The 18,198-nt window shown below is 71.6% G+C and carries 15 protein-coding genes; 9 read left to right on the top strand and 6 right to left on the bottom strand.

Features of this window, described 5'->3' with window-relative positions; genetic code table 11:
- The first annotated feature begins 2 nt into the window (after positions 1-2).
- Genes KIS93_RS47045 through KIS93_RS47035 form a run of 4 tightly spaced genes read left to right on the top strand, consistent with a single transcriptional unit; the run spans position 3 to position 3,402 of the window.
- Positions 3-710, top strand: a complete 708-nt coding sequence (locus tag KIS93_RS47045) for a TetR/AcrR family transcriptional regulator (protein ID WP_080041793.1) — start codon at positions 3-5, stop codon at positions 708-710.
- A 12-nt stretch (positions 711-722) separates the two neighbouring features.
- The gene (locus tag KIS93_RS63910) at positions 723-2,210 is read left to right on the top strand and encodes a PEP/pyruvate-binding domain-containing protein (protein WP_222107907.1); all 1,488 of its coding nucleotides are present in this window, start codon (positions 723-725) and stop codon (positions 2,208-2,210) included.
- Positions 2,211-2,218: 8 nt separating this feature from the next.
- Positions 2,219-3,211, top strand: a complete 993-nt coding sequence (locus KIS93_RS63905; RefSeq protein ID WP_222107906.1) for a PEP-utilizing enzyme — start codon at positions 2,219-2,221, stop codon at positions 3,209-3,211.
- Between the two features lie 50 nt (positions 3,212-3,261).
- Entirely contained in the window at positions 3,262-3,402 is a 141-nt protein-coding gene (locus tag KIS93_RS47035) for a hypothetical protein (protein ID WP_155128346.1), read from the top strand.
- Positions 3,403-3,503: 101 nt separating this feature from the next.
- Here the strand turns inward: KIS93_RS47035 and KIS93_RS47030 are convergent, their stop codons facing one another.
- The gene (locus KIS93_RS47030; RefSeq protein WP_080041791.1) at positions 3,504-4,679 is read right to left on the bottom strand and encodes an FAD-dependent oxidoreductase; all 1,176 of its coding nucleotides are present in this window, start codon (positions 4,677-4,679) and stop codon (positions 3,504-3,506) included.
- Positions 4,676-5,254, bottom strand: a complete 579-nt coding sequence (locus KIS93_RS47025) for a TetR/AcrR family transcriptional regulator (RefSeq protein WP_080041790.1) — start codon at positions 5,252-5,254, stop codon at positions 4,676-4,678. The genes KIS93_RS47030 and KIS93_RS47025 overlap by 4 nt, the downstream gene beginning before the upstream one ends.
- A gap of 85 nt (positions 5,255-5,339) precedes the next feature.
- On the opposite strand from KIS93_RS47025, the gene KIS93_RS47020 reads away from it, so the two are divergent.
- Positions 5,340-6,014, top strand: a complete 675-nt coding sequence (locus tag KIS93_RS47020; protein WP_186404835.1) for a chemotaxis protein CheB — start codon at positions 5,340-5,342, stop codon at positions 6,012-6,014.
- Between the two features lie 84 nt (positions 6,015-6,098).
- Positions 6,099-6,815, top strand: a complete 717-nt coding sequence (locus KIS93_RS47015; RefSeq protein ID WP_080041788.1) for a Crp/Fnr family transcriptional regulator — start codon at positions 6,099-6,101, stop codon at positions 6,813-6,815.
- Here KIS93_RS47015 and KIS93_RS47010 read toward each other — a convergent pair whose 3' ends face one another.
- On the bottom strand, positions 6,816-8,798 hold the full coding sequence (locus tag KIS93_RS47010; protein WP_080041787.1) for an APC family permease: 1,983 nt from the start codon (positions 8,796-8,798) through the stop codon (positions 6,816-6,818).
- Between the two features lie 188 nt (positions 8,799-8,986).
- Here KIS93_RS47010 and KIS93_RS47005 point away from each other — a divergent pair, with 188 nt between their 5' ends.
- Positions 8,987-10,963, top strand: coding sequence for an elongation factor G (locus KIS93_RS47005; RefSeq protein ID WP_222107905.1), 1,977 nt, complete (start codon positions 8,987-8,989; stop codon positions 10,961-10,963).
- On the opposite strand, the gene KIS93_RS47000 is transcribed toward KIS93_RS47005, so the two are convergent.
- The 3 genes from KIS93_RS47000 to KIS93_RS46990 form a co-directional block, all read right to left on the bottom strand.
- The gene (locus tag KIS93_RS47000; RefSeq protein WP_080041785.1) at positions 10,960-11,829 is read right to left on the bottom strand and encodes an intradiol ring-cleavage dioxygenase; all 870 of its coding nucleotides are present in this window, start codon (positions 11,827-11,829) and stop codon (positions 10,960-10,962) included. The genes KIS93_RS47005 and KIS93_RS47000 overlap by 4 nt on opposite strands.
- Positions 11,830-11,938: 109 nt before the next feature.
- Positions 11,939-12,745, bottom strand: a complete 807-nt coding sequence (locus KIS93_RS46995; protein ID WP_080041784.1) for a dioxygenase family protein — start codon at positions 12,743-12,745, stop codon at positions 11,939-11,941.
- Between the two features lie 81 nt (positions 12,746-12,826).
- Positions 12,827-13,195, bottom strand: a complete 369-nt coding sequence (locus KIS93_RS46990; RefSeq protein WP_080041783.1) for a group I truncated hemoglobin — start codon at positions 13,193-13,195, stop codon at positions 12,827-12,829.
- 334 nt (positions 13,196-13,529) lie between these two features.
- On the opposite strand from KIS93_RS46990, the gene KIS93_RS46985 reads away from it, so the two are divergent.
- Both KIS93_RS46985 and KIS93_RS67910 read left to right on the top strand, forming a co-directional pair.
- A complete protein-coding gene (locus tag KIS93_RS46985) occupies positions 13,530-14,918 on the top strand; it encodes a glycoside hydrolase family 43 protein (protein WP_080041782.1) in 1,389 nt (462 codons plus the stop codon).
- Positions 14,915-18,148 carry a DUF7402 domain-containing protein gene (locus KIS93_RS67910; protein ID WP_080041781.1) on the top strand — a complete coding sequence of 1,078 codons (3,234 nt, stop codon included), beginning with the start codon at positions 14,915-14,917 and terminating at the stop codon, positions 18,146-18,148. Before KIS93_RS46985 ends, KIS93_RS67910 begins: the two co-directional genes overlap by 4 nt.
- Positions 18,149-18,198: the final 50 nt, after the last annotated feature.

Here is an 18,198-nt window from a genome sequence, read left to right as displayed (position 1 = left end):
GCATGGCCAGGGCAGGACGGCCGCCACGGGATCCGGCACGCCAGATCGAGCGGGCGCACCGCATCCTCGACGCCGTCGCCGAGCTGGTGCTGCGCTGGGGCTACGACAAGACCACGATCGACGACATCGCCCAGCGCGCCGGCGTCGCCAAGGGCACGATCTACCTGCACTGGAAGACGCGCGACGACATCTTCGCCGCGTTGCTGCGCCGCGAGCGGCTGCTCATGATGACCGAGGTCCGCGACCGGGCGCCGGCCACGCTGAGCCAGCTGTTCGGCGAGTTCGCGCGGGCGCTGCTGCGGCGCCCGCTGCTCCAGGCGGTGCTCACGGGCGACTCCCAGGTGCTGGGCAAGCTGACCCGCCAGAGGCGCACCAGCACGCGCTGGGCGCTGACGGAGGCGGCCTTCGAGCCGTACGTGGCCGAGCTGGTCAAGCGCGGCGCCGTCCGCGACGACCCCGGCGACCACCTGGTCACGGTCGGCTCGATCGTCTACGGGTTCCTGTTCCTGCGGGAGTCGCTGCCCGACGACACCAGGCCGTCCGACGAGCGCGTCGCGGAGCTGGTCGCCGACACCATCGAGCGCACCCTGGCCACGGGCCGCCCGCTGCCTCCGGCCGACGCCGAGGCGGCCGCGCGGGCCACCCTCGAATTTCTCGACGCCTCTGTGGAGATCGCCCGGCGCAAGCTGGAGACCTCCCTAGGGCTCTAAGGAGCGTGTGCAGTGAGGGCCGTACTTCCTCTCGACGACAATGCGGCCGACCTCGCGACCGTGGGCGGCAAGGGCGCCTCCCTGGCCAGGATGGCCAGGGCCGGGCTGCCCGTGCCCGGCGGGTTCCACGTCACGACCGGGGCCTATCGCGCGTTCGTGGCCGGCTGCCACGACGAGATCCTGCGCGCCGCCGCCGAGGATCCCGCCCGGATCCCGCCGCTGTTCGCCGCCCGCGAGCTGCCGGCCGGCCTGGCGGAGGAGATCCTGCGGGCGTACGCGGCGCTCGGCGACGACGTGCCCGTGGCGGTGCGCTCGTCCGCCACCGCCGAGGACCTGCCCGACATGTCGTTCGCCGGGCAGCAGGACACCTACCTCAACATCAGGGGCGACGCCCTGCTCGACGCCGTCAGGCGCTGCTGGGCCTCGCTGTGGAACCCGCGCGCGATCGCCTACCGCGACCAGAACGGCGTGCCGCACGACGACGTCGCGCTGGCCGTGGTCGTGCAGGAGCTGGTCGACGCCGACGCGGCGGGCGTCATGTTCACCGCCGATCCGCTGACCGGCGACCGCGACCAGACCGTCATCAACGCCTCGTGGGGCCTCGGCGAGTCGGTCGTCGGCGGCCAGGTCACCCCCGACACGATCAAGGTGTCCGGCGGCAAGGTGATCGAGACGCGCACCGGCGACAAGGCCGTCATGACCGTGCGCGTCGACGGCGGCACCGAGGAACGGCCGGTGCCCGCCGAGCTGCGCGCCGCACCCGTGCTCGACGACGCCCAGGCCCTGGAGCTGGCCGCGCTCGGCGCCCGCGTCCAGGCCCTGTACGGCACGCCGATGGACGTGGAGTGGACCAGGCGCGCGGGCACGTTCGCCATTGTGCAGGCGCGCCCGATCACCGGCCTCAAGCCGCGCCTGGAGGAGTGGAACGACAGCCTCAAGGGCGACTACCTGTGGACCGGCGGCAACCTGGGCGAGGCCATCCCCGACGTGATGACCCCGATCACGTGGTCGTACGTGCGGATCTTCATCCAGGAGGCCATGTCCGCCTCGACGCTGCCCGGCCTCGACCTGGTGGGCAACATCGGCGGGCGCTTCTACATGAACCTGAGCGTCCTGCACTCCATCGCCGCCGCGATGGGCATGAAGAGCCGGCTCGGCGTGGTCGACCAGGTCTTCGGCAAGATACCGCCCGGCCTGGAGGTGCCGCTGGTGCCGGTGTCGCGGTGGGAGTTGATCAGGAAGGCGGTCCCCATGGCGATCCGCCTGCGCCGCCGCGTCGCCCGCCACCTCAAGCACATGCACGCGTTCCTGGCCGACTCCCCAAGGCGGTGCGAGGAGCTGCGCGAGCGCGTCGCCGCGACCGCGACGCCCGCCGCGCTGGCCGAGCTGTGGGAACGGGAGATCGCGCCGCACCTGGTCACCTCCTCCCAGATGCTGGAGGCCGCCGGCCGCCAGGGGGCGCCACGCTCGTCTTCACCCGCGACCGGCTGCGCAAGATGATGGGCGAGGTGGCTGCCGAGGCGATGCTGACCGGCGTCAACGCCGACGGCGAGCTGGCCAGCATGGGGCCGGTGATGGGCCTGTCCAGGCTGGCCAGGGGCGAGATCACCCGCGAGGAGTTCGCCCGCCGGTACGGGCATCGCGGCCCGCACGAGTTCGAGGTGTCGATCGCCCGGCCGGGGGAGGACCCGGCGTGGATCGACGCCCAGCTCGCCGGGCTGCGCGACCTGCGGGCCGGCACCGAGGAGCTGCTGGAGCGGCAGGCCAAGGCCAGGGAGGAGGCGTGGGCGCGCTTCGCGCAGCGCTACCCCGGCAAGGAGGCCGCGATGCGCGAGCGGGTGCGGCGGTGGAACGCCGTCGTGCGCGACCGGGAGAGCGCCCGATCGGAGAACATCCGGGCGTTCTGGGTGCTGCGCGCGTTCACCGTGCGGGCCGGGGAGCTGACCGGGGCCGGTGCCGACGTGTTCTTCCTCCACCTGCCCGAGCTGCTCGCGCTCCTGCGCGGCGACCGGTCGGTGCTGGAGAAGGCGCCGGTGCGGCGGGCCACCTACGAGCACTACGCCGCGCTGCCGCCCTACCCGGCGCTGATCGTCGGCCGCTTCGACCCGGTGCGCTGGGCCGCCGACCCCGACCGGCGGGCCGACCTGTACGACGCGCGCGGCGCCACCGCGCCGGTGAGCGACACCGTCACCGGCTTCCCCGGCGCCCCCGGCGTGGTGGAGGGCGTCGCCCGGGTGATCGCGGGGCCCGAGGAGGGCGAGCGGCTCAAGCCGGGCGAGATCCTCGTCACCACGCTCACGAACGTGGGCTGGACCCCGATGTTCCCGCGCGCCGCCGCCGTCGTGACCGACATGGGGGCGCCCCTCTCGCACGCCTCCATCGTGGCCCGCGAGCTGGGCATCCCCGCCGTCGTCGGCACCGGCAACGCGACCATGCGGCTCCGTGACGGCGACCGGATCAGGGTGGACGGCGAGCGGGGCACGGTCGAGTTGCTGGGGTGAAAAGTCTGCGTCAAGTCGGCCCGCGCGCCGGGCGGCCTGTGATCACTTCGTTGACCATGATCGAACAGTGGATCCTGGAAGACGAACGGGAGCTGGAGGCGCGTTGCGCCCGGTTCAGGGCCGCCAAGCAGACGCTGGACCACGGCGAAGGCGGGGACGACATCGAGGAAGAGGAGGACTCCGCGGCGTGAGCGGGCCGGGCCGCCGGCGTCGCCGGTAGCGCCCGCCGGGCGCCGTGCGGGCTTGTAGCCGCGCCGGGGCGGCTTCTCGTACGGCGCCCCCGCCTGCCCGGTCAGTCCTGGCGGACGCTTTCCAGCACGTCCGAACGGGCGCTGATGAGGGCGTGGCCGCCCGGGCTGAGCGCGTTGACGAACAGGCGCTCGCCGCCGGGCAGGGCGGCCAGGCGGAGGAACAGGTCGCGGGTGAGGATGCGCCACCGGTTCGGCGGGGCCATCCACCGTACGGCCCGCCGCCCGAACGCCTGCACCTCGGCGATCACCGGCGCCATCCGCGCCTGGTAGCGGGCGAACGCGGCGGCCGGATCGCCGGGGGCGGTCAGCTCGTCGGCCAGCACCCACGCCGCCGCCATGGCCATGCTCGCCCCGTGCCCGGCGAACAGCGACACCGCCTGGCAGGCGTCGCCCAGCAGCACGATCCGGCCGCTGTGCCAGCGCTCCAGCTCCACCTGGGTCACGAGGTCGTGGTAGAGCCCGCCGGGCCCGGGGGCCCGCTCCAGCACCTCGGGCAGGATCCAGCCGAGCCCGCCGAAGTGGCGGCGCAGGGCGGCGACGGGGTCGGCGGGCAGGGCGGGGTCCGGCTCGCGGCGCAGGAACAGCAGGGCGAGCCGGTCGCCGCGCAGCGCGTAGGCGCCGGCCATCAGGCCGGGCTCGGTGAGCATCTGGACGCTGCCGCCGATCCGGCGGCTCAGCTCCGCCTCCGCCAGGACGAAGGCCGTCGCCTGGTGCCCGAGGTAGCGCTGCGGAACGTCGCCGAAGGCCAGCTCCCGCACCCGGGAGCGGGCTCCGTCGGCGCCGACGAGCAGGTCCGCCTCGCGGGTGGTGCCGTCGCTCAGCCGCACGGTGACGCCGCCGGGGTGCTGCTCGGAGCCCTCGACGGTGGTGCCGTACGTGACGGGGGCGCGTACGTCGTCGGCCACGGCCCGCGCGAGGTCGCCGCGCAGCAGGCTGTAGACGTCGTCCAGCGCGGAGCCCAGTTTCAGCCGGCTGGTGCGGCGCCCGTCGCGGCCGACGTAGCTCAGCTCGCCGACCCGGTAGCGGTCGCGCAGCAGCCGGGGCCGCAGCCCCATGCGCTCGGCGACCTGGTAGCCGGGACCGTAGAAGTCGATCATGTATCCGCCGTCGCGGAACGCCGGCGCCCGCTCGACCAGCTCCACCTCCCATCCGGCGCGTTCGAGGTGCCAGGCCAGCGTCAGGCCGGCGATGCCGGCGCCGCAGATCACGGTCCTCACGATGGTGCTCCCTTCCCGAGCATGGCCCGCAGCGGCCCGCCCAGCGCGGCCGGATCGAGGCCGGGGTCGAGGGCGCGGTGCAGCATGATCCCGTCGATCGACGCGGCCAGCAGCGCCGCCGCCACGGCCGGATCACCCTGATAACCGCGCTCGACCAGCCAGGACGCCACCATGGCGCGGAACCGGCCGACCTGCTCGCCGAGCCGCTCGCGCAGCTCCGGCAGCCGCGTGGCGGCCAGGAACATCTCGACCAGCAGCAGCGAGGCCGGGTCGGTGCCGCTGTAGCGCGACAGCTCGCCGAGCAGCCACTCGACCGCCTCCCCGATGTCGGGCCGCGCGCGCAGCTCCGTGGCGAGCCGGCCGAGCAGGGCTTCGGTGACGCCGAGACCGGCCGCGACGAGCAGGTCCGTGACCGAGGCGAAGTGGTAGTGCACCACGCCGGGCGCCACCCCGGCCCGCTCGGCGACGAGCCGGGTCGAGACGCCGCTCCAGCCGACCTCGGGGACGAGGGCGACGGCCGCGTCGAGCAGCCTCTGGCGGGTGGACCTGCCGCGTTCGGCGGAGACGTTGGCCATGTTCTCCTCTTGGGCATTCGACTTGGGCGATCGTCCAAAACTTTAGCACGCGGCTTTGTACGGCGGCGTACCGTATGGTGGAGTTGTGTCCGGTGGCGTACATATCGAGCAGTCCTCCCGGGGGCCGTTCGACGTGGTGTGCCTGGCGGCCTCGCTCGGCGGGGTCCAGGCGTACGGGAAGCTGCTCGCCCGCCTGCCCGCCACGTTCCCCGCGCCCGTGGTGCTGGTGCAGCACCGGCCGGCCGACGCCGAGGACCGGTTCGTCGCGGTGCTCGGGCGGCGCTCCGCGCTGCCCGTCGTGCCGCTGGCCTCGGGGCGGCCGCTGCGCCCCGGCACGGTCCACGTCGTGCCCGGGCGCACCCGCGCGGTCTTCGACGACCGCGGGCAGCCGTGGCTGCGGCAGGCAGAGGGGCACCGGGTGGCCGACGAGCTGTTCGCCTCGGCGGCCAAGGCGTTCGGGCCGCGGGTGCTCGCGGCCGTGCTGACCGGGCGGCTCGACGACGGCGCCAAGGGCGTGCGCAACGTCAAGGGCGCGGGCGGGCGCGTGCTCGCCCAGGACGAGGCCACCTGCGGCGAGCTGGGCTTCCAGATGCCCGCGGCGGCCATCGCCACCGGTTGCGTCGACTTCGTGCTGCCGCTGGAGGTGCTGGCCGACGCGCTGACCGCGCTGGTGATGGTGCCGGGCGCGGCCGGCATGATGCGCGTGGCGCTGCCGTCATGGGCACGCGTCGTGACACCCCGCCCCGCCTACGCGGGCTGACCGCCCGCCGGATGCGAGGATGCCGGAGGTGAGCCAGCCGGACGTGCGGACGCCGGATGCGAGGATGGTCGTGGAGGTGGCCCGATGGAGCCGACAGCGGACGAGATGCGCCGCAACCTCATCCTCGGCGCGCTCCCCCAACCGGAGCAGCGCGGGCTCGCCGGGCACCTGACCCCGGTCGACCTGAAGCTCAGGACGGTGCTCTACGAGCCGGGCGGCAGCATCGACCACGTCTACTTCCCCATCGCCGGAGTCGTGTCGCTGGTCGCCGACCTCGGCGGCGGCACCGTGGTGGAGGTGGCCACGGTCGGCCACGAGGGCATGGTGGGGCTGCCGGTGTTCCTCGGGGCGGGCCCGCCCGCCGAGCGGGCCTCCGTGCAGATCGCCGGGCGGGCGCTGAGGATGAGCGCCGAGCAGTTCCGGCACGACGTGTCCGTGCTCGACGGCCGGCTGCAGCTCGCCATGCAGCGTTACACGCATGCCATGTTCACGCAGCTCGCTCGCAACGCCGCGTGCAACCGCATGCACAACATCCGCCAGCGCTGCGCCCGGTGGCTGCTGATGACCGCCGACCGCATGCACGCCGGCACCTTCGACCTGACCCAGGAGTTCCTGGCCCAGATGCTGGGCGTGCGGCGCGCCTCGGTCAGCGAGGTCGCGGCCGAGCTGCAGGCCGAAGGGTGCATCTCCTACAGCCGGGGCACGATCGTGATCCAGGACCGCGCGGCGCTGCGCGCGCGGGCCTGCGACTGCTACGCCGTCGTCCGCGACGCCGTGCGACGGGCGTACGAAGGGTTGTGATCAGCCGCCCACGTGGATGCCGGGGCGGCGGGCCGGGTCGGGCTCGGCGGCGCGGACGATCTCGCGTACGACCGGAGCCGTGTCACCCCGTCCGAGGATGAGGTAGCGGAACATGTGCATCAGCGGCGCGCCCTCCGCCCACTCGAAGTAGCAGTGCGGCCGCACCCCGGTGGCGTCGCGCAGGGCGAGCAGGATGGCGGCGATGGCGTTCGGCGCGGCGGGGCTCTCCGCGCGCAGCACGCGGTGCCCGTCCACCTCCACGCCGTGCACCCGCAGCACGTTGCTGAACTCCGACGGGTCGATGACGTCGATCTCCAGGAACAGCACGTCGGCGCGGCCCGGCACCGGGTTCATGCCGCGCTGCTCGGCCTCCTTGGCCTCGTACTCGGCCTTGTCGCCGCGCTGGCGGCGGTTGGCGATGAGGTTGAGCTGGCCGTCGTAGGCGAGGGAGTCGGCCACGAACCGCCGCGCGGCCTCGTCGAACTCGATCCGGTCGGCCCGCAGCTCCGTCGTCCGGGTGACCCGGGAGATCAGCGAGATGACGATGATGCCGAGGATGAACAGGGCGGAGATGGCGATGCCGTCGGGCTTCTCCCTGATGTTCTCGACCAGCGCGTACAGCAGGACGAGCGTCAGCACGGTGAACCCGGCGATCGCCCCGCGCTGCCGCTTGCGGACGGCGGAGATCGTCACTGCGACCGCGCCGGAGACCATCATCGCCAGGATGCCGGTGGCGTACGCGCCGGCCTGGGCGTCCACGTCGGCGTCGAACGCGATCGTCAGGGCGACGCAGACGAGCGTGTAGACCATCACCACGGGGCGCACGGCGCGGCCCCAGTCGGGCGCCATGCCGTAGCCGGGCAGGTAGCGGGGCACGATGTTGATCAGCCCGGCCATCGCGGAGGCGCCGGCGAACCACAGGATGAGGATGGTGCTGATGTCGTAGACGGTGCCGAACGCCTCGCCGAGCCGCTCGTGCGCCAGGTACGCCAGCGCCCTGCCGTTCGCCTGCCCGCCGGGCCGGAACTCGGCGGCCGGGATGAGCACGGTCGTCACGAAGCTGGTGGCGATCAGGTAGACGCTCATGATGAGCGCGGCCGAGGTGAGGAGCTTGCGCGTGTTGCGGATGCGGGCGCCGAGCCGTTCCTCCGCGGTCGCGCCCCTGGCCTCGACCAGCGGCATCATGCTGACGCCCGTCTCGAACCCGGACAGGCCGAGCACGAGCAGCGGGAAGGCGAGGATCGCCGGCCCGATGACGCCGCCGAGGCCGCCACGCCCCTCGACCAGGGCGTCCGTCCACGCGCTGAGCGCGCCGGGGGAGGAGAAGACGTCGGTGAGCCCCACGGCGACGACCACGGCGTTCAGCCCGAGGAAGATCGCCACCAGCGGGATGGCCACGCCGACCGCCTCGGTGAAGCCGAGCAGGAACACCCCGCCGAGCACCAGCAGCAGGATCACGGTCAGGATGACCTCGTGGCCGTGCAGGAAGGCCGGGAAGAACGGGTTCTCCACGACGTGCACGGAGGCGTCGGCCGCCGACAGCGTGATCGTGATGATCCACGACGTGGCCACGAACCCGAGCAGCACCAGCACGAACAGCTTGCCCCGCCAGAACGGCAGCAGCCGCTCCAGCATCGCCACCGACCCCTGCCCGTGCGGCGACTCCTTGGCCACCCGCCGGTACATCGGCAGCATGCCCAGCAGCGTCAGCGCCACGATCAGCATCGTCGCCAGCGGCGACAGCGCCCCGGCCGCCGTCGCGGCGATGGCGGGCAGGTAGGCGAGGGTGGAGAAGTAGTCGACGCCGGTCAGGCACATGACCTTCCACCACGCCTGGGGCGGGGCGTGCCCCTCGGCCGTCTCGGGGCCGACGGGCTGCACCCGGTGCTTCAGCAGCCACCGCAGCACGCCGTTGGCCGGCGGCGCCGTCCGGCCAGGGGTCTCCACCACTTCGGGGACGGCTGGTCCACCGCTACCGTTCACCGGATCTCCCTCTCGTCGTGAACGGTGTATCACCTTAGCGGCGCGTAAATGGGTTGCTGCGCCGGGAGCCGCTCTGGTGTTCTGACCCCCGGTCCATACGAGCGGGAGGAGCGGAAGATGCGGGCAACTGTCGTGTCCCACAAGACAGAAGGAGTCGGACCGATCAGAGGACATGACGTCAGTTGCGCATGCTCAACCTGGGAATTTTGGCCCATGTGGACGCCGGCAAGACCAGCCTGACCGAGCGGCTGCTGCACGCGGCCGGAGTGATCGACGAGGTCGGCAGCGTCGACGCGGGCACCACCCGCACCGACACGCTCGCGCTCGAACGCCGGCGCGGCATCACGATCAAATCCGCCGTCGTCTCCTTCCCGATCGGCGGCACCACGGTCAACCTGATCGACACGCCCGGCCACCCCGACTTCATCGCCGAGGTCGAGCGGGTGCTGCACGTGCTCGACGGGGCCGTCCTGGTGGTCTCCGCCGTGGAGGGGGTGCAGGCCCAGACCCGCGTGCTCATGCGCACGCTGCGCCGGCTCGGCCTGCCCACGCTGATCTTCGTCAACAAGATCGACCGCCGGGGCGCCCGATACGACGGGGTGCTGCGGGAGCTCGCGGCCAAGCTGTCGCCCGGAGTGATCGCCATGGGCGACGTCGACGGCCTGGGCACGCCCGCCGCCACCTTCACGCCGTTCGGCGACCGGCCCGAGTTCGCCGTGAGCCTGCTGGACGTGCTCGCCTCCCACGACGACCGGCTGCTGGCCGCGTACGTGGCCGACGAGGCGTCGCTCACCTACCCGCGGCTGCGCGCCGAACTGGCCGCCCAGACGGGGCGGGCGGTGGCCCATCCGGTGTTCTTCGGCTCGGCCATCACGGGCGCCGGGGTGGAGGCGCTGATGGCGGGCGTCGAGGAGCTGCTGCCCGCCGCCCAGGGCGACCCGGAGGGGCCGCTGTCGGGCACCGTCTTCAAGGTCGAGCGGGGGCCGGCGGGGGAGAAGGCGGCGTACGCGCGCGTGTTCGGCGGCACGCTGCGCGTCCGCGACCGGCTGAGCTTCGGGCCCGGCCGGGCGGGCAAGGTCACGGCCATCAGCGTCTTCGACGCCGGCACGTCGGTGCGCGCCCAGGAGGTGCCGGCGGGCCGCATCGCCCGCCTGTGGGGCCTGGCCGACGTACGTATCGGCGACCCGCTCGACCGCGGTACGGCCGGCAGCCCGTCCCCCAGGGCGGAGCCGCAGTTCGCGCCGCCCACCCTGGAGACCGTCGTCGTCCCGCGCCGCCCGGCCGACAGGGGCGCGCTGCTGCTCGTGCTCACCCAGCTCGCCGAGCAGGACCCGCTCATCGACCTCCGGCAGGACGACCTGCGCCAGGAGGTGTCGGTCTCCCTGTACGGCGAGGTCCAGAAGGAGGTCATCGAGGCCACCCTCGCCACCGACTACGGCCTCGACGTCACCTTCCGCGAGACCACCACGATCTGCGTCGAGCGCCCCGCCGGCACCGGCGAGGCCGCCGAGGTGATCGCCGTCGACCCCAACCCGTTCCTCGCCACCGTCGGCCTCCGGGTCGAGCCGGGCCCGCCCGGCAGCGGGGTGCGGTTCGGGCTGGAGGTGGAGATGGGCTCGCTGCCGTACGCGTTCATGCGCACGATCGAGGAGACCGTGCACGAGACGCTGAAGCAGGGCCTGCACGGCTGGGAGGTGCACGACTGCGTGGTCACGCTGACCCGCTCGGGCTACTGGGCCAGGCAGAGCCACGCGCACGGCACGTTCGACAAGAGCATGTCGAGCACGGCGGGCGACTTCCGCAACCTGGTCCCGCTGGTGCTGATGACCGCGCTGCGGCGGGCGGGCACGATCGTGTACGAGCCGCTGCACCGCTTCCGCCTGGAGCTGCCGCCCGACACGCTGGGCGCGGTGCTGCCCGTCCTGTCCGGGCTCGGCGCGATCCCGCGCACCCGCCACTCGTCGGTGGTGGAAGGGCGGATCCCGGCGGCCAGGGTGCACGAGCTGGAGCAGCGGCTGCCCGGGCTGACGCGGGGCGAGGGCGTGCTGGAGTGCGCTTTCGACCGGTACGAGCCCGTACGCGGCCCGATCCCGGAGCGCCCGCGCACCGACCACAACCCGCTCGACAGGAAGGAGTACCTCCTGCACGTGGTCCGCAGGGTCTAACGGCCGTCCTTGTCAGAGTCGGCGGAGAAGACAATGGCACCCACGTACCCGTCACCGTCCTCACTGACCTTCATCAGCATGCCGTCCTGGTAGATGCTGTCGCCGTCGTTGAACGTGTCGCGCCCGGTGTGCGCCGAATAGGGCGCCCTGGCCATGACCACGCTGTTGAGCTTCTCGTCGAACATCAGCTGCGTGGTCAGCACGCGCTCGTTGCTGACGTGCACCATGGCGTGGATGTGGATCGTGCGCCCCCGGTACCAGCCCGGCCAGATGGTGGTGAACTCGACGATGCCCTCGGCGTTGGTGACCTGCGCGCCGCGCAGGTACCGCTGGTCGTCGGTGGGCTTCAGGTCCATCGACCCGCCATCCTCACCACCACCATCGCCGCCGCCGGGCCCGCCGCTCGGCGGGGCGCCGGTGGGCCGGCCTGGCGGGTTGCCGCCCCCGCTCTTCGACAGCGACTCCGCCCCGGAGTAGAGCCCGGCCGCGTCACAGTGCCAGATCTCGACCACCGCGTTCTTCAGCGGCTCGCACGTCTCGCTGTCCTGCAGCTTGATCGCGACGCGCAGCCGCACGCCCTGCCGGTCCTCGCGGATGTCGCCGCGGACCTTGTCGGCGTCGAAGTAGTACGGGCCCTGCGTGGTGGTGGCGGTCAGCCGGCACGTGCCGGCGCCCTCGAACAGGGCGGCCAGGTCACCGGTCGTGGCCGTGGTGGCCTGCGGCGTCACGGTGGTGCCGGTCGAGGTGGTGACGGCCGAGGTGTCCGAGCCGGAGCAGGCCGCCACCAGGGTGCCGAGGCCGATCGAGCTGATGCCCGCGAACAGGCGCCGGCGGCTGACCCGCTGGCCTTCGTGGTCGTGTGCCACAGAGAATCCTCCGGTGTGTCCCGAATTGCTGGGGACCACACCGTAGGCCGCGGCCTCTTACCCGTGCCTTTGCCGAGGATGAAGTTCTCATGAGGAACAGAGGATCGCTCTAGCGCCGCTCGTCGGGGCCGGCCGACAGGACGATCACGCCGAGGTAGCCGTCGCCGTCCGTCGTGACGTGCGTGAGCATGCCCTCCTTGTAGATGGGGTCGTTGCCGTTGAACGTGTCGCGCGGCTGCTCGTGCCCCTGGTACGGCGGCAGCGCCAGCACCCGCCGGTTCAGCGCCTCGTCGAACATCAGCTCCGTGCACAGGGCCCGGTCGCCGTTCACGACCACCATCACGTGGATGTGCACGGTGCGGCCCGGGTACCAGCCGGGCCAGATGGTGGTGAACCGGACGATGCCGTCGGGGTCGGTCACCTGGGCGCCGCGCAGGTAGCGCCGGCCGTCGGAGGGCTTCAGGTCGGTGAACTTCGTCCCGGGCCTGACCTTGACCTTGCCGCCCTTGCTCAGCACCTCGCGCGACTGCGTCTCGGCGCCGGAGTAGATCCCGGCGGCGTCGCAGTGCCAGATCTCGACCACGGCGTTGTCGAGGGGCCGGCAGTTCCCGCCGTCCTGCACCTTGAGCGCCAGGCGGAGCCGCACGCCCTCCCGGTCCTCGCGGATGTCGCTGCGCAGCGCCTCGGTCTCGAAGTAGTAGGGGCCCTGCTTGGTGCTGGACGTCATCCGGCACGTCCGGGCCTCGGCGAACAGCGCGTCGGCCTTCGCGTACGTGTCGGGGTCGGAGAAGGCGTCGGCCACGGTGGCCTGGACGCCAGGATCGCCGGCGGTGAGCAGGCCACCGAGGCCGATCGAGCCGATCCCGGTGATCAGTTTCCGCCGGCTGACCCGCCGGCCCTCGTGATCGTGTCCCACGGAAGTTCCTCAACGGTCAGGAGCTACTTCTCGGAACATCTCACGATCAGGGGGATTTTTCCCGCAGGCTGGAGCGCGTGTCTAGGCCCTGACCTGGGCGGATACGATCTGGTCCTTCAGCGGGGCGAGCGCGCCGGCGATGGTGGCGATGGTCTCGCCGGGCACGCCGCAGTGCGCCAGCGAGCCGGCCAGATGGCCGACCACCGCGTCGAAGTCGGCCCCGGTGATGCCCATGCCGGCGTGCGCCTCGGCCATGCTCTTCCCGCGATACTGCTGGGGCCCGCCCAGCGCGGCCGCCACGAAGCTGCGCTGGTGCGCCTTCAGCCTGCCGACGTCGGTACCGGTGAAGTAGCCCTGGAGCGAGGGGTCGGCGAGGACTCGCGTGTAGAACTCGTCGACCACCGCCGAGACTGCGCTCGCGCCGCCGACCTGGTCGAAAATGGACGTCATCCTGCCTGTCTCCTTCCGTGCGGTGCAAGGAGGATGTCGTCCGGTCGTTCCGCGGGCATGACGCGGCGGCAATTCATGGGAAACGGGCCACTCACCGCAATGACGGTCTCGTAACCCTGTGTCCCGAAATCCTTTTCGGTTGATATGAAACCGTGACCGAATGCTCGCTTGCTGATCAGTCGCCAGGATCCGGCATCTCGCCATGTCAAGGCGCATGCAGGGGATTGCAGTCAACGATTGACAGCCCTCATCGGGCCGGTCTACCTTCCCGAAAACCTTTTAGGCGGTCTCGATCCCTCACTGTTAGCGCTCACATCATTTAGGGGCCCGACACATGAGACGACGATGGGCGGCGGCCGTCGCCGCGGCACTCCTGCTCCTCCTCACCCAGGCCCGGCCCGCGCTCGCGGGCGCGCCGATCACCACCGCGATCTACACGGCCGACCCGGCCGCGCTGGTCGTGGGCGACACCCTGTACCTCTACACGGGCCACGACGAGGCCCCGCCCGGCGGCACCAACTTCGTCATGCGCGACTGGCACGTCTTCACCTCCACCGACGCCGCCACGTTCACCGACCAGGGCGCCAAGCTGTCGATCTCGAACTTCTCCTGGGCGGGCGCGGACGCCTGGGCCGGCGAGGTCGAGCGCGGCGCCGACGGCCGCTACTACTGGTACGTCCCGGTCAACGGCAACGGCGCCGGCTGGATGGACATCGGCGTGGCCGTCGGCGACAGCCCGCTCGGCCCGTTCACCGACGCCAAGGGCGGCCCGCTGGTCAGTGACAGCACGCCCAACTCCTCGCCGCTGAACATCGACCCCACCGTCTTCACCGACGACGACGGCCAGGTCTACATGTACTGGGGCTCCTACTACGGCCTGCGCGCGGCCCGCCTCAACCCGAACATGACCTCGATCAACGGCTCGGTCATCACCCCGAGTGGCGTGTCGAACTTCTGGGAGGCGCCCTGGATGTTCAAGCGGAACGGCGTCTACTACCTCGCGTACGCGGCCAACGACTCGGCCTGCTCGGCGCCCGGCTACGCCTGTATCCGCTACGCCACCGCGAGCAACCCGCTCGGCCCGTGGACGCACCGCGGCGTCGTGCTCGACCAGGTGACCTCGACCACGAACCATCCGGCGATCATCGAGTTCAAGGGCCAGTGGTACATGGTCTACCACAACGCCTCCAGCCCCGGCGGCGGGAACTTCCGCCGCTCGGTGACCATCGACAAGCTGTACTTCAACGCCGACGGCACCATGCGGAAGGTCGTGCAGACCGGCGGCCCCACGACCCCCGGCAACCTGGCCGCGAGCGCCACGCCCGCCACCTCGTACGTCTCGCCGTGGGAGACCCTCGGCGCGATCAAGGACGGCCACACCCCGGCGAACTCGCAGGACCACAGCCACGGCGCCTACGGCAACTGGAACCACCAGGGCACCGAGTGGATCGAGTACCAGTGGCCGACCGCCCAGACGATCTCCAGGTCCGAGGTGTACTGGTTCGACGACGACCAGGGCATCGACCTGCCGGCCTCCTGCCAGCTCCAGTACTGGAACGGCAGCGCCTACGTCAACGTGCCCGGCGCCTCCGGCTGCGGCGTGGCCGCCAACGCCTTCAACGCCACCACGTTCACCCCCGTCAGCACCACCCGCCTGCGCCTGAACATCACCTCTCGATCCGGCTACTCGACCGGCGTGCTCGAATGGAGGGCCTTCGCATGAGGCGCGCACTGTCAGCCCTGTTACTCGTCCTGGGCCTGGTGTCGGTGCCGGCCGCCGCCCACGCCGACCAGACCATCGGCTACCCCACCTTCACCGGCCCGGCCGTGCCCGCCCCGCCGGGGACGTACACGACCGGCAACTACATGCAGGCCATGTACGACGCCGAGAGCTCCGGCACCGACTTCTGGATGGACCGCCTGCTGGCCCGCACCGGCAACGACCCGGCGGGCACCTGGCTCATGACGCGCGGCCGGGCGCTGTTCATGAAGACGCACACCCCGGGCACGCTCGGCTTCGCCGGGCAGGTCGCGTACTGGGAGAGCATCAGCAACAACAACGCCTTCACCGTCTCCCTCAGCCCCGGCACGTTCACCGAACAGGTCGCCTCGCGGCGGCAGGTGCCCAGCCACTGGAAGAGCCGCCACACCAGCGGCTCGATCACCGTCGACCAGACGAAGTTCATCACCGACAACAACGTGGCCGTGGCCAACCTGGCCATCACCAACGGCGGCTCCGCTTCCACCACGCTGACCCTGCGGGCCACCTCGCCGTACGCGACCAGCGGCAGCGGCAGCGAGCTGACCGGCCAGGTCAACGCCTACAACAACCTCACCACCCTCTACCCCAGGCTCACCTGCGACGGCTGCGCGGTCTCCAGCGGCGGCCTCAACCGCTCGCTCACCATCGCCGCCGGCGCCACGGTGACGGTCAAGGTCGTCATGGGCTTCGTCACCAACGAGCTGCCGGCCTCCCGCACCGAGTACGACGCCTACGCCGGCTACTCGGCCGCCACCGCGTTCGCCACGCACGTGCGGGCGTACAACCGCTGGTGGGCCGAGAACGTGCCGTACATCGACGTGCCCGAGCCGGCGATCAAGAAGAACATCTACTACCGCTGGTGGCTGATGCGCTTCAACCACCTCGACGCCGACATCCCGGGGCAGACCTTCCAGTTCCCCACCTCCGTCGAGGGCGCGCTCGGCTACAACAACGCGATCGCGCTGACCCAGCCCATGCACATCGACGACCTGAAGTACCTGCGCAACCCGATCTACGCCTACGGCGACTGGCTGAGCGTCGGCCAGACCTCCAAGAACGGCCGCTTCCTCGACAACCCGGGCGACCCGGAGAACTGGTCGAACAGCTACACCCAGTACATCGGCGAGGCGGCCTGGAAGAGCTACCAGATCCACGGCGGCCAGCCGGCCATCGCCGCGAACCTGGCCCGCTACGCCGAGCAGGACGTCAAGGGCCAGCTCGCCTATTACGACACCGACAACAACAAGCTCATCGAGTACGACTGGGGCGCCCTGACCGGCAACGACGCCGACGCCGTGTCCTTCCACTGGAAGCCGGGCCGCATGGACCGGGCCGAGGCCGCCTACCAGTACAGCGGCGCGCTGGCCGCCGCGCAGGCGTACGAGGCCGTCGGCAACCAGGCCAAGGCCACCGAGCTGCGCACCCTGGCCACCCAGATCGGCAACGCCATCGTCGGCGTGCTGTGGAACCCGGGCAGGCAGCTCTTCGAGCACCGGCTGAAGTCCACCAACGAGTGGGTGCCGTGGAAGGAGATCAACAACTACTACCCGTTCGCGGTCGGCGCGGTGCCGAACACCGCCACGTACAAGCAGGCGCTGCGCCTGTTCGACGACCCGGCCCAGTACCCGATCTTCCCCTTCTACACCGCCAACCAGGCCGACAAGGCGGCCTCCGGCACCGGCAGCAACAACTTCTCCACGATCAACTCCACCGTGCAGTTCCGCCTGCTGTCGTCGGTGCTGCGCAACTACCCGAACGAGTGGATCGACGCCACCTGGTACAAGAAGCTGCTGTACTGGAACGCCTGGGCGCAGTACATCGACGGCAACACGCAGTGGCCCGACGCCAACGAGTTCTGGGCCGACTGGAACGGCTCCTCGATCACCTACCGCTCCTGGATCCACCACAACATCCTGGGCTCCAGCAACTGGACCGTCATCGAGGACGTCGCCGGGCTGCGGCCGCGCAACGACGCCAAGGTGGAGCTGTCGCCGATCACCATCGGCTGGAGCCACTTCACGGTCAACAACCTGCGTTACCGCAACGCCGACCTGACCATCGTCTGGGACGACCCCGCCGACGGCGTGGTGCGCTACCCCGGCGTGCCCGAGGGCTACTCCATCTTCGTCAACGGCAGCCGCGCCGCCACCGTGTCGTCGCTGGTGCCGTTCACGTGGGACCCGGCCACCGGCGCCGTCACCACCTCCGGCACCGTCACCCACCACGTCGCCGTCCCCGGCATGCAGGCGCCCACCCAGGTCGTCCAGAACAGCGCCCGGATGGTGGACATGCTAGCCAAGGCCGGCGTGGACCTGACCGCCACCCTCACCAACCTCGCCGCCGGCGCCACCGCCACGGCCTCCACCACCGCCTCCGGCAGCTCCACGGCCGGCGCCGTGGACGGCTACCCCGTCAACGAGCCGTTCTGGGGCGGCACCACCGCCGGGCAGGACTGGTACGAGCTGAACTTCGGCGCCGCCCGCACCCTCAACGAGGTGCGGCTCTACTTCAAGGACAGCCGCCCGGCGAGCACCACCTACCGGGCCCCCGCCTCCTACGACGTCCAGTACCACAACGGCAGCGCCTGGGTCAGCGTGCCCTCCCAGGCCAAGACCCCGGCCACGCCGCGCGCCAACTACAACGTGGTGCAGTTCCCCGCCGTCACCGCCCAGCGGGTGCGGGTGCTGGCCACGGCCGCCTCCGGCGCCAGGACCGGCCTGACCGAGATCAAGGTGCACAACCGGGGCGGCGTCCAGCCGCCGTCGAACCTGGCGACGTCGGCGACGGCCACCGCGTCCTACACCTCCTCCTGGGAGAGCGTGGCCGCCGTCAACGACGGCATCGACCCGCCCTCCTCCAACGACACCGTCAACCCCCGCTGGGGCTGCTGGCCGGAGACCGGGCAGCAGTGGGTGGACCTGACCTGGCCGTCGGCCCGCACGCTCGGCAAAGCCGAGGTGTACTTCTTCGACGACGACGAGGGCATCGACATGCCGGCGTCGTGGAAGCTGCAGTACTGGAACGGCAGCGCGTACGTGGACGTGCCCGGCGCGTCGGCGTACACGCTGAACAAGAACGCCTACAACTCCGTCACCTTCACCGCCACCAGCACCACCCGCCTGCGGGTGCTGCTCACCGGGACCGGCACCAGCTCAGTGGGCCTGCTGGAGGTCAAGGCCTACGGCGGCTGAGCCGGAAAGGGGCGCGCCCGGGCACGGGCGCGCCCTGACCGGCACCTTGA

Source organism: [Actinomadura] parvosata subsp. kistnae (genome assembly GCF_900323885.1).
In the GTDB taxonomy this organism is placed as follows: domain Bacteria; phylum Actinomycetota; class Actinomycetes; order Streptosporangiales; family Streptosporangiaceae; genus Nonomuraea; species Nonomuraea composti.
The sequence above is the reverse complement of the archived record's forward strand: the minus strand, read 5'-3'. Positions and strand labels throughout refer to the sequence as shown.

Bases quoted from the DNA above. Each gene is read 5' to 3' on its own strand.
- KIS93_RS46985 (WP_080041782.1), top strand. From the start codon at position 13,530: ATGAGACGACGATGGGCGGCGGCCGTCGCCGCGGCACTCCTGCTCCTC.
- KIS93_RS46990 (WP_080041783.1), bottom strand. From the start codon at position 13,195: ATGACGTCCATTTTCGACCAGGTCGGCGGCGCGAGCGCAGTCTCGGCG.
- KIS93_RS47005 (WP_222107905.1), top strand. From the start codon at position 8,987: ATGCTCAACCTGGGAATTTTGGCCCATGTGGACGCCGGCAAGACCAGC.
- KIS93_RS47025 (WP_080041790.1), bottom strand. From the start codon at position 5,254: ATGGCCAACGTCTCCGCCGAACGCGGCAGGTCCACCCGCCAGAGGCTG.
- KIS93_RS67910 (WP_080041781.1), top strand. From the start codon at position 14,915: ATGAGGCGCGCACTGTCAGCCCTGTTACTCGTCCTGGGCCTGGTGTCG.
- KIS93_RS47045 (WP_080041793.1), top strand. From the start codon at position 3: ATGGCCAGGGCAGGACGGCCGCCACGGGATCCGGCACGCCAGATCGAG.
- KIS93_RS47015 (WP_080041788.1), top strand. From the start codon at position 6,099: ATGGAGCCGACAGCGGACGAGATGCGCCGCAACCTCATCCTCGGCGCG.